Consider the following 11,832-nt stretch of genomic DNA (forward strand, 5'->3'; position numbering starts at 1 on the left):
CCGACCGAATGCATGAAGCCTGGCAGCAATCAGTCCGTAAGACAGGGAAAGTTTTGGGGAGTTTTATGGGAAAGGGATTTTTCAGGCGAAAAGCCGATGCCGTCCTCGGTGTCGATATCAATGATGCCGGCATCAGGCTGGTGGAACTGGAGGTTTCAGGCAGCGGCTACAGCGTCCGGGCTTATGCCACGCAACAGTTGCCGGCCCACGCGGTGGTCGACAGCACTGTGGTTGATTTTGATGCGGTCGCGCAGGCACTTTCCAGCGCGCTGGCACAAGTGCACACCTCCCTCAGGCATGCCGCCGTGGCTGTGGCCGGGCCTTCGGTGATCACCCGTGTGCTTGAGATGGATGCGGGGCTCACCGATGCTGAAATGGTGCGTCGAATCCATGCGGAAGCGGACCAGTACATTCCCTATCCGTTGGAAGATGTGGCCATCGACTTTCAGGTGCAGGGCCCGTCGGCCCGTGATCCGCAACGAATCGACGTGTTGCTTGTCGCCTGCCTCAAGGAACAGGTCGAGGCCCGTGAGGCAGTTTTGGCCCTGGCCGGGCTGGCGACGCGAATAGTGGATGTCGAAGCATTTGCATTGGCCCGCGCGGGCAGGCAGGCTTCGGACAGCATCACGCCGGGCCGTCGCGTCGATGGTGCGCAATGGGCCGTGGATGCCCAGGGAATGGGAGTGGCCTGCGGGTTGGCCCTGAGGAGTTTCGACTGATGACACGAATCAACCTGCTGCCGTGGCGCGCAGAACGGAATGAGCGGCGGCGTAAATATTTTCTGGTGTTTTTGCTGGGGGCGACGCTTGTGGCGCTGGCCGCGGTATGGCTGGCAGACCAGGTGATCGACCGCGCGATTGATCGGCAAATGGCCCGTAACAACCAATTGAGCCAGGGCGTCACCGGGCTCGACTCCAGGATCAAGGCCATCGACGAGTTGCACGAGCAGCGCCAGCAGTTGATGGCGCGGATGAAGGTTGTGCAGGGTTTGCAGGACGACCGTTCGGCGGGCGCTCAGTTGCTGGACCAGTTGGCCCGTGCCGTGCCGGACGGCGTGCAGTTGCGTGAGGTGAGCGTGGAGGGTGGTTCTGTTTCGATCAGCGGCACTGCCGAATCGAACCATGACATTGCCCAGTTGATGCGTGGCCTTGAGGCTGCGGATGACCTGCAGGCGCCAATGCTTCAGCGCGTTCGCGGCGCGCAGCAGGGCGACGATAATGGCTTTCAGTTGACGGTTCGCCACGGCCACTCGGATGAGGTGCGCCAATGAGAGGGGCGTCAGGCCTGCCAAGGCTGACGGAACTCGACATTGCCCAGCTCTACCGAAACGCCGCGAACTGGCCCCTGCCGGGCAAGGCTTTGCTGGGTGGCGCGTTGGTTTGCCTGCTGTGGATAGCGGGCAACACCTTCTACTTGAGTGGGTCGCGCGAGCAATTGCACCAGCTTGAGGCGCAGGAAGTGGTGCTTGAGCAGCAGGTTGCTTTAAAAACCAGCGAGGCTGCCGGTCTGGAATCTCAGGCCCGCGAACTCGAAACGATGCGAGGCCGTTTCACCCACCTGTTGCGACAGCTCCCTGCAGATACCGAAGTGCCGGGGCTGCTTGAAGACATCAGCCGCCTGGGCGCAGCCAATGGCTTGGTGCTGGAGGTCATCGACCTTCTGGATGACCAGCCTCAGCCCCTGTATATCGAATCGCCCATGCAGATAGGCGTCACCGGCGCTTTTCACGATCTGGCGGCGTTCATCAATGGCATGGCCGGCCTGCCAAGGATTGTCACAGTGCATGACTTGATGTTCAGTCATGTCGATCCCTCTGCGCTGCGCCTCAGCCTGGTGGCCAAGACTTATCGCTATAACCATCAGGCGGGCGATGACCTGGAGCCTGATTCACGCGAAGCGCCACCGGTTTTCGCCGAGCCCATTGCCTACGATTTTGCGTCCTTGCGCGATCCTTTCCGGCTGCCCTCTCACCAGCGTGTGAGGCCAGCAGGGCGACCGGCTGCCGGGCCTGATTTCGCCAGGCCGCGCGGAGTGCTCGAAGGCTTCGCTGTAGAGCAATTCGAAATGGTCGGCACCTTGTCTATTGGCACCCAAACCTACGCGCTGCTGCGCGGGGCGTCGTCAATCCATCGCCTGGCAATCGGCGATTACCTGGGCCCGGACCACGGGCGCATCACGGCGATTCATGACTCCCATGTCGAACTGGCCGAGCTTTTCCCGGATGGCCAGGGCGCATGGCTGGAACGCTCGCAAACCCTTGCCCTGAACGTGAACTCATAACGGAAACAAACAATGAAAAGGACTTTTTCGTCCTTCGGTGTAGCGCTATGGATAGCGTTAACGGCACCGATGGTCATGGCTGTGCCCAATCGAATCGACCTGATTCACCTGCCGCCACCTGGCAATGTGCCCCTGAGCACGCCGCGTGTGGCCTACACCGGCGACAAGCTGTCCCTCAACTTCCAGAACATCGAGTTGCGTGCGGTGCTGCAACAGATTGCCGAAGTCGCCGGCCTCAATCTGGTGGCCAGCGACGATGTGCAGGGCTCGATTACCCTGCGTCTCAAGGATGTGCCCTGGGATCAAGCCCTGGATCTGGTGCTGCAAACCAAGGGGCTGGATAAGCGTGTGACGGCCAACGTGCTGCTGGTCGCACCGGCCGAAGAGTTGGCGGCCCGTGAGCTGCTGGTGCTGGAGTCGCGTAAGCAAATGACCGAGCTGGCGCCGCTGCGCCGCGAGCTGCTGCAAGTCAATTACGCCAAGGCGTCGGACCTGGCCAAGCTGTTCCAGTCGGCCGTGGGCCTGGAAGGTGCAACCGACGAGCGCGGCTCGGTGGCGGTGGATGACCGCACCAACAATATCATCGCCTACCAGACCCAGGAGCGCCTGGAGGAGCTGCGCAGAATCGTGGCGCAGCTGGATATTCCGGTGCGCCAGGTGATGATCGAGGCGCGGATTGTCGAGGCCAATGTTGATTACGACAAAAGTCTTGGCGTGCGCTGGGGCGGGCAGGCCAACCGGGGTAACTGGAGCGCAGGCGGGATCAGGAAACCGCTGGCCGAAGGTGCTGAGCCACCCGAAACCCCGCCCAGCTCGCCGTTTGTCGACCTGGGTTCGGTCAATGGCAGCGCCGGCCTGGGTGTCGCTTTTATCACCGACAACCTGCTGCTGGACCTGGAACTGACCGCCATGGAAAAAACCGGCAACGGTGAAATTGTCTCGCAGCCCAAGGTGGTCACCTCCGACAAGGAAACTGCGCGAATCCTCAAGGGCACCGAGATTCCCTATCAGGAATCCAGCTCCACCGGCGCCACCTCGGTGTCATTCAAGGAAGCCTCGCTGTCACTGGAGGTGACCCCGCAAATCACCCCGGATGGCTGGGTGATCATGGAGGTCAAGGTCACCAAGGACGAGCCCGACTACCTCAACAAGCTCAACGATGTGCCGCCGATCAAGAAAAACGAGGTCAACGCCAAGGTGTTGGTCAAGGACGGGGAGACCATCGTGATTGGCGGGGTTTTCTCCAATACGCAAAGCAAAGTGGTAGATAAAGTGCCATTTTTGGGCGATGTGCCGTATCTTGGCCGCCTTTTCCGGCGGGATGTGGTTTCGGAGAAAAAATCCGAGCTGCTGGTATTCCTGACTCCGCGTATTATGAATAACCAGGCGATTGCTGTGAGTCGTTGATTCTGTGCGAAATTTGATTCTTGTTGGACCGATGGGGGCTGGAAAAAGCACCATCGGCCGTTTGCTGGCCAAAGAGCTGCGCCTGCCATTCAAAGACTCCGATAAGGAAATTGAATTGCGCACGGGCGCCAATATCCCGTGGATCTTCGATAAGGAAGGCGAGCTGGGCTTTCGTGACCGCGAGCAGGCGATGATTGCCGAGCTGTGCGGCTGCGATGGCGTGGTATTGGCCACCGGCGGCGGCGCGGTGATGCGCGAAGAGAATCGTCGGGCGCTGCATGCAGGCGGTCGTGTGGTGTATCTGCACGCTTCTGTCGAGCAGCAGGTGGGCCGCACCGCGCGCGATCGCAATCGCCCGTTGCTGCGTACCGCCAACCCGGAAAAAACCTTGCGGGACCTGCTGACGCTGCGCGATCCGTTTTATCGGGAAATCGCCGATCTGGTGGTGGAAACCGATGAGCGGCCGCCACGAATGGTCGTTCTCGACATTCTTGAGCGCCTGGCGCAGTTGCCACCCCGTTAAAGCCAGCGCCGAAATGCGCTATTCTCGGCGGCGCGTCATGACCGTCGGAGTTGTGGCGTAGAGCCATCAGGCAGCGTCAGATCCCGACGTTGCCGACAACGTTAATGTAGGGCAATACGCCTGCTTTCATCTTCAACGCGGGGACACATGCAGACACTTAAGGTCGATCTTGGCGAGCGCAGCTACCCGATCCACATTGGCGAAGGTTTGTTGGACCTGCCCGAGTTGCTTGCACCGCATATTGCCGGGCGGCAAGTGGCGATCATCTCCAACGAGACGGTCGCGCCGCTGTATCTTGAGCGTCTGAGCCGCAGCCTTGCGGCGTACTCGGTGATCTCGGTGGTGTTGCCCGACGGCGAGGCCTTCAAGACCTGGGAAACCCTGCAACTGATCTTTGATGGCCTGTTGACTGCCCGTCATGACCGCCGCACCACCGTGGTGGCGCTGGGTGGCGGAGTGATCGGCGACATGGCCGGCTTTGCGGCCGCCTGCTACCAGCGCGGCGTGGACTTTATCCAGGTGCCAACCACGTTGCTGTCCCAGGTCGATTCGTCGGTGGGCGGCAAGACCGGCATCAACCACCCGCTGGGCAAGAACATGGTCGGCGCGTTCTATCAGCCGAATGTGGTGCTGATCGACACCGCGACCCTCAATACCCTGCCACCCCGCGAGCTGTCGGCGGGCCTGGCGGAAGTCATCAAGTACGGGCTGATCTGCGACGAGCCGTTCCTGACCTGGCTTGAAGAGCATGTCGACGCCCTGCGCGCCCTGGACCAAGTAGCGCTGACCGAAGCAATTTCCCGCTCCTGCGCGGCCAAGGCTTTGGTGGTAAATGCCGACGAGCGTGAGTCCGGCGTACGCGCCACCTTGAACCTCGGCCACACCTTCGGCCATGCGATCGAGACCCACATGGGCTATGGTGTGTGGTTGCATGGAGAGGCCGTAGCGGCTGGCACTGTGATGGCACTGGAGATGTCGCAGCGCCTGGGCTGGATCAGCGCCCAGGAGCGTGATCGCGGGATTCGCCTGTTCCAGCGCGCCGGGTTGCCGGTCATTCCGCCTGCGGAAATGACCGAGGCAGATTTTCTCGAACACATGGCAATAGACAAGAAAGTGATCGACGGTCGACTGCGACTGGTGCTGTTGCGCCGAATGGGCGAAGCGGTAGTGACCGACGATTATCCGAAAGAGATTTTACAGGCCACGCTGGGAGCGGATTACCGCGCCCTGGCCCAGCTTAAAGGTTAATAAGATCCCGATGACTAGTTTGCATGCCGACGAGGCGTTCCTCGGCCATTACCAGTTAAGCCACGACCCTTTTGCTCCACGGGTGCCTGGTTTCAAATTTTTCCCTGCGCAACGCAAGCCGGTGCTCGGGCAATTGCACCACCTGGCGCGCTACAGCCAGCTGTTACTGGTGGTTACCGGCCCTTTGGGCAGCGGCAAGACCTTGCTGCGCCAGGCGCTGGTCGCCAGCACCAACAAGCAATCGGTACAGAGCGTGGTGGTTTCCGCCCGTGGTGCCGGTGATGCGGCGGGTGTGTTGCGCCAAGTGGCCCAGGCCCTGGACGTGTCCACTGCCGAGCCGAACGCAATCCTCAAGCAAGTAGTGCAGCTGGGCCTGACCGGCCAGGAAGTCTACTTGCTGGTAGACGACGCCGAGCAGCTCGACGAATCCGCCCTGGAAGCCTTGCTGGCCCTGGCGGCCGGTACGCCTGAAGGTCGCCCGCATGTGTTCCTGTTTGGCGAGTCTTCGCTGATTGCCGAGCTTGAGCAGATCAGCGGCGAGCAGGAGCTGTTCCACGTCATCGAACTGCAGCCGTACGAAGAAGAAGAAACCCGCGAATACCTGGCACAACGGCTGGAAGGCGCAGGGCAGGGCATCGAACTTTTCTCCGCTTCGCAGATCTCTGATATTCACGAAAGCTCCGACGGCTGGCCTGGCACCATCAACCAGGTTGCCCGGGATGCAATGATCGAAGCCATGATTGCCAGCCGCTCAGCGGTTAAGCGTCCAAAGATGGGGTTTACTATGCCGAAGAAGCACGTATTGGCAATTTCTGCCGTTGTCGTGGTCGCTGTTGCCGCCGCCTGGTTGATTCCAGGTCGCAGCAAGGCCCCGACCACCGCTGGCGCGCCAACCGAACAGGCGCAGTTGCCACTGGGCAAGCCAACGCCAAACGTTGAATTTGCCAACTCCGGCCAACCGACCAACCTGCCGATGGTTGGCCAGCCTGTGATGCGTGGCCCTTTGGCTGAAGCCGCGGGCGGTATCAACGAAGGCGACGACGGCGTGCCGGTTGAAGGCTCCAGCGCCACGCCACCGACCGTCACCACCACTGCGCCACCGGCTGGCGTGCCAGCGGGTCAGCCAGCTGCGAAGCCTGCGCCTGCACCGGCCCAGGTCGCCACCGCCAAGCCTGCGCCTGTTGCCAAGCCAGCAGCCCCGGCGCCTGTGGCCAAACCGGCTCCAGCGGCCAAGCCTGCTGAAAAACCTGTGACCGTGGCCAAGGCCGGCGCTACCGGCAGCAGCTGGTACACCAGCCAGCCTACCGGTAACTTCGTGGTGCAGATCCTCGGCACCAGCTCCGAAGCCAACGCCCAGGCGTTCGTGAAAGAGCAGGGCGGCGAGTACCGTTATTTCAAGAAAGTACTCAACGGCAAGCCGCTTTACGTGATCACTTACGGCAACTTCTCCAGCCGTACAGCAGCGGAATCCGCTATCAAGGCCTTGCCAGCGAAGGTTCAGGCTGGTAAACCTTGGCCTCGCACTGTCGCCAGCGTTCAACAAGAACTGGCAACAACTCGCTGAAGATCCGGCGGCCTTACCCAGGCCGCCCTCTCGGCACCTCAAAAAAAAACAACACAGCGTGCAGCCCTGAAGGCCGCGCGCTTTGTGGTGTCTGCGTCACACTAGCTTTTGAGTCGTAGCGGTCAGAATTAAAAAAGTTTTGACTAGCACAGCATATCGCTTTAAACCTTTCATAAATGCGACATAGATTTGCGACATTTCGTCGCTAAATTTGTGAGCGTCTGTGTCGGTGTGTACAATGACCTCCCTTTTGCCCCCGCTAAGCCGGCGTACGTTCGGCGTGGAAGGTAACCGGTTGAATTGAAAAGAAATTTGCCTCGGAATAAGAGGCAGCCTGGTGAGAAAGTGTCTATGAAAGCAGGTCTGTACCAACCCGATGAATTCAAGGATAACTGCGGTTTCGGCCTGATAGCCCATATGCAGGGCGAGCCCAGTCATACCCTTTTGCAAACGGCCATCGAGGCCCTGACCTGCATGACCCACCGAGGTGGGATCAACGCCGACGGCAAGACCGGTGACGGTTGCGGCTTGCTGATTCAAAAGCCCGACCAGTTCCTGCGCGCAGTCGCCAAGGAGCATTTCGGCGCCGATTTGCCCAAGCAGTACGCCGTGGGCATGGTGTTTTTCAACCAGGACCCGGTAAAAGCCGAAGCCGCTCGCGAGAACATGAACCGCGAGATCCTGGCCGCCGGCCTGCAACTCGTCGGCTGGCGCAAAGTGCCGATCGACACCAGCGTGCTCGGCCGCCTGGCCCTGGAGCGCCTGCCGCAGATCGAACAAGTGTTCATCGCAGGCAGTGGCCTGAGCGACCAGGACATGGCGATCAAGCTGTTCACCTCGCGTCGTCGCTCGTCCGTGGCCAACGCTGCCGACACCGACCACTACATCTGCAGCTTTTCCCATAAGACCATCATTTATAAAGGCCTGATGATGCCGGCGGACTTGACCGCCTTCTATCCAGACCTGAGCGATGAGCGCCTGCAAACCGCAATCTGCGTTTTCCACCAGCGCTTCTCCACCAACACCCTGCCGAAATGGCCGCTGGCCCAGCCATTCCGCTTCCTCGCCCACAACGGCGAGATCAACACCATCACCGGCAACCGCAACTGGGCCGTGGCCCGTCGCACCAAGTTCGCCAACGATCTGATGGACCTGGAAGAGCTCGGCCCGCTGGTCAACCGCGTGGGCTCCGACTCCTCCAGCATGGACAACATGCTCGAACTGATGGTCACCGGCGGCATCGACCTGTTCCGTGGCGTGCGCATGATCATTCCACCTGCGTGGCAGAACGTTGAGACCATGGACCCCGACCTGCGGGCGTTCTATGAGTACAACTCGATGCACATGGAACCGTGGGACGGCCCGGCCGGCGTGGTAATGACCGATGGTCGTTACGCGGTGTGCCTGCTCGACCGTAACGGCCTGCGCCCGGCACGTTGGGTGACCACCACCAACGGCTTCATCACGCTGGCGTCGGAAATCGGCGTGTGGAACTACAAGCCGGAAGACGTGATTGCCAAGGGCCGTGTTGGCCCGGGCCAGATCCTGGCCGTGGACACCGAAACCGGTCAGATCCTCGACACCGATGCGATCGACAACCGCTTGAAGTCCCGTCATCCGTACAAGCAATGGCTGCGCAAGAATGCCCTGCGCATCCAGGCGACCATGGAAGACAACGACCACGGCTCGGCTTTCTACGACGTTGACCAGCTCAAGCAGTACATGAAAATGTACCAGGTCACTTTCGAAGAACGTGACCAAGTGCTGCGCCCACTGGGCGAGCAGGGCTACGAAGCCGTCGGCTCCATGGGCGATGACACACCAATGGCCGTGCTGTCGCAGCGCGTGCGCACGCCGTATGACTATTTCCGCCAGCAGTTCGCCCAGGTGACCAACCCGCCGATCGACCCGCTGCGCGAAGCCATCGTGATGTCCCTGGAAGTGTGCCTCGGTGCCGAGCGCAACATCTTCCAGGAATCGCCTGAGCATGCTTCCCGCGTGATCCTCAGCTCGCCGGTCATTTCCCCAGCCAAGTGGCGTTCGTTGATGACCCTGGACCGCCCGGGCTTCGACCGGCAGATCATCGACCTGAACTACGACGAGAGCCTCGGCCTTGAAGCCGCGGTGCGTAATGTCGCCGATCAGGCTGAAGAGGCCGTGCGTGCCGGCCGTACCCAGATCGTCCTGACCGACCGCCATATCGCCCCGGGCAAGTTGCCGATCCACGCTTCCCTGGCCACCGGCGCGGTGCACCACCGCCTGACCGAAAAGGGCCTGCGTTGCGACTCCAACATCCTGGTTGAAACCGCCACTGCCCGCGACCCGCATCACTTTGCGGTGTTGATCGGCTTCGGCGCTTCAGCCGTCTATCCGTTCCTGGCTTACGAAGTACTCGGCGACCTGATCCGTACCGGTGAAGTCTTGGGCGACCTCTACGAGGTGTTCAAGAACTACCGCAAAGGCATCACCAAGGGCCTGCTGAAGATCCTGTCGAAGATGGGCATCTCCACCGTCACGTCCTACCGCGGCGCTCAGTTGTTCGAAGCCATCGGCCTGTCGGAAGAAGTCTGCGAGATGAGCTTTCGTGGCGTGCCGAGCCGCATCAAGGGCGCACGTTTCGTCGACATCGAAGCCGAGCAGAAAGCCCTGGCAGCCGAAGCCTGGAGCGCGCGCAAGCCGATCCAGCAAGGCGGCCTGCTGAAGTTCGTCCACGGCGGCGAATACCACGCCTACAACCCGGACGTGGTCAGCACCCTGCAAGCTGCTGTGCAGCAGGGCGACTACGCCAAGTTCAAGGAATACACCGCGCTGGTGGATAACCGCCCGGTGTCGATGATCCGTGACCTGTTCAAGGTGAAAACCCTGGACACGCCGCTGGCCATCAGCGAGATCGAACCACTGGAATCGATCCTCAAGCGTTTCGACTCCGCCGGTATTTCCCTGGGCGCCTTGTCGCCCGAGGCGCACGAAGCCCTGGCCGAAGCCATGAACCGCCTGGGTGCGCGTTCCAACTCCGGCGAAGGCGGTGAAGACCCGGCGCGCTACGGCACCATCAAGAGCTCGAAAATCAAGCAGGTCGCCACTGGCCGTTTTGGTGTGACCCCGGAATACCTGGTCAACGCCGAAGTGCTGCAGATCAAGGTGGCCCAGGGCGCCAAGCCGGGTGAAGGCGGGCAACTGCCAGGCGGCAAGGTCAACGGGCTGATCGCCAAGCTGCGTTACGCAGTGCCGGGCGTGACCCTGATTTCGCCGCCACCGCACCACGACATCTACTCGATCGAGGACTTGTCGCAGCTGATTTTCGACTTGAAACAAGTCAACCCGCAGGCCCTGGTCTCGGTGAAACTGGTAGCAGAAGCCGGCGTGGGCACCATCGCCGCCGGTGTGGCCAAGGCCTATGCCGACCTGATCACCATCTCCGGCTACGACGGCGGCACCGGCGCTTCGCCGCTGACCTCCATCAAGTACGCCGGTGCACCGTGGGAACTGGGCCTGGCTGAAACTCACCAGACCCTGCGCGGCAACGACCTGCGCGGCAAAGTCCGGGTGCAAACCGACGGTGGCCTGAAAACCGGCCTCGACGTGATCAAGGCCGCGATCCTCGGCGCCGAAAGCTTCGGCTTCGGCACCGCGCCAATGATTGCCCTGGGCTGCAAATACCTGCGCATCTGCCACCTGAACAACTGCGCCACCGGCGTGGCCACTCAGAACGAGAAGCTGCGCAAGGACCACTACATCGGGACCGTCGACATGGTGGTGAATTTCTTCACCTACGTCGCCGAAGAAACCCGTGAGTGGCTGGCCAAGCTGGGTGTGCGTTCGCTGGAAGAGCTGATCGGTCGTACCGACCTGCTGGACATCCTCGAAGGCCAGACCGCCAAGCAACAGCACCTGGACCTGACGCCGCTGTTGGGCAGCGATCACATCCCGGCGGACAAACCACAGTTCTGCCAGGTTGAGCGCAACCCGCCGTTCGACAAAGGCCTGCTGGCTGAGAAAATGGTCGAGATGGCTATCTCCTCGATCAACGACGCAAGTGGCGGCGAATTCGCCCTGGATATCTGCAACTGCGACCGTTCCATCGGCGCACGCATCTCCGGCGAAATCGCACGCAAGCACGGCAACCAGGGCATGGCCAAGGCGCCGATCACCTTCCGCTTCAAGGGCACCGCTGGCCAGAGCTTCGGCGTGTGGAACGCCGGTGGCCTGAACATGTACCTCGAAGGCGACGCCAACGACTACGTGGGCAAGGGCATGACCGGCGGCAAGCTGGTGATCGTCCCGCCGGTGGGCAGCGTCTACAAGACTCAAGACAGTGCCATCATCGGCAACACCTGCCTGTACGGCGCAACCGGCGGCAAGCTGTTTGCAGCCGGTACGGCCGGTGAGCGTTTCGCGGTGCGTAACTCCGGTGCTCACACCGTGGTTGAAGGCACGGGCGATCACTGCTGCGAGTACATGACCGGTGGTTTTGTCGCGGTGCTGGGCAAGACCGGCTACAACTTCGGTTCGGGCATGACCGGCGGTTTCGCCTACGTGCTCGACCAGGACAACACCTTCGTCGACAAGGTGAACCACGAGTTGGTGGAGATCCAGCGGATCAGCGGCGAAGCGATGGAATCCTATCGCAACCACTTGCAGCATGTGCTGGACGAATATGTCGAGGAAACCAACAGCGAATGGGGTCGTAACCTCGCTGAAAACCTCGATGACTACCTGCGTCGTTTCTGGCTGGTCAAGCCCAAGGCTGCCAACCTGAAATCGTTGCTTTCCAGCATCCGTGCCAACCCGCAGTGATATGCGCCTGAAG

Annotated in this window: 8 protein-coding genes; all 8 read left to right on the top strand. The window is 61.0% G+C overall.

The annotated features are described in order from the left end of the window. Nucleotides 1-65: 65 nt before the first annotated feature. The 8 genes from pilM (at nucleotide 66) to gltB (ending at nucleotide 11,819) form a co-directional block, all read left to right on the top strand. The gene (gene pilM / locus CEC48_RS06990) at nucleotides 66-719 is read left to right on the top strand and encodes a type IV pilus biogenesis protein PilM (RefSeq protein ID WP_088423064.1); all 654 of its coding nucleotides are present in this window, start codon (nucleotides 66-68) and stop codon (nucleotides 717-719) included. Further along, entirely contained in the window at nucleotides 719-1,270 is a 552-nt protein-coding gene (locus CEC48_RS06995) for a PilN domain-containing protein (protein ID WP_088423065.1), read from the top strand. Before pilM ends, CEC48_RS06995 begins: the two co-directional genes overlap by 1 nt. Then, complete coding sequence (locus tag CEC48_RS07000; protein ID WP_088423066.1) at nucleotides 1,267-2,280, top strand: pilus assembly protein PilP; 1,014 nt, start codon at nucleotides 1,267-1,269, stop codon at nucleotides 2,278-2,280. The genes CEC48_RS06995 and CEC48_RS07000 overlap by 4 nt, the downstream gene beginning before the upstream one ends. A 69-nt stretch (nucleotides 2,281-2,349) precedes the next feature. Next, a complete protein-coding gene (locus CEC48_RS07005) occupies nucleotides 2,350-3,687 on the top strand; it encodes a type IV pilus secretin PilQ (protein ID WP_088423067.1) in 1,338 nt (445 codons plus the stop codon). 4 nt (nucleotides 3,688-3,691) lie between these two features. Then, nucleotides 3,692-4,210, top strand: coding sequence for a shikimate kinase AroK (gene aroK, locus CEC48_RS07010; RefSeq protein ID WP_088423068.1), 519 nt, complete (start codon nucleotides 3,692-3,694; stop codon nucleotides 4,208-4,210). Nucleotides 4,211-4,357: 147 nt separating this feature from the next. Then, nucleotides 4,358-5,458, top strand: a complete 1,101-nt coding sequence (gene aroB / locus CEC48_RS07015) for a 3-dehydroquinate synthase (RefSeq protein ID WP_088423069.1) — start codon at nucleotides 4,358-4,360, stop codon at nucleotides 5,456-5,458. A gap of 10 nt (nucleotides 5,459-5,468) precedes the next feature. Then, nucleotides 5,469-7,022, top strand: a complete 1,554-nt coding sequence (locus CEC48_RS07020) for an SPOR domain-containing protein (RefSeq protein ID WP_088423070.1) — start codon at nucleotides 5,469-5,471, stop codon at nucleotides 7,020-7,022. Between the two features lie 351 nt (nucleotides 7,023-7,373). Then, entirely contained in the window at nucleotides 7,374-11,819 is a 4,446-nt protein-coding gene (gene gltB / locus CEC48_RS07030) for a glutamate synthase large subunit (RefSeq protein ID WP_088423071.1), read from the top strand. The last annotated feature ends 13 nt before the right edge of the window (nucleotides 11,820-11,832 follow it).

Origin of the sequence: Pseudomonas sp. K2I15 (genome assembly GCF_002204795.1) — a bacterium.
Classification (GTDB): Bacteria; Pseudomonadota; Gammaproteobacteria; order Pseudomonadales; family Pseudomonadaceae; genus Aquipseudomonas.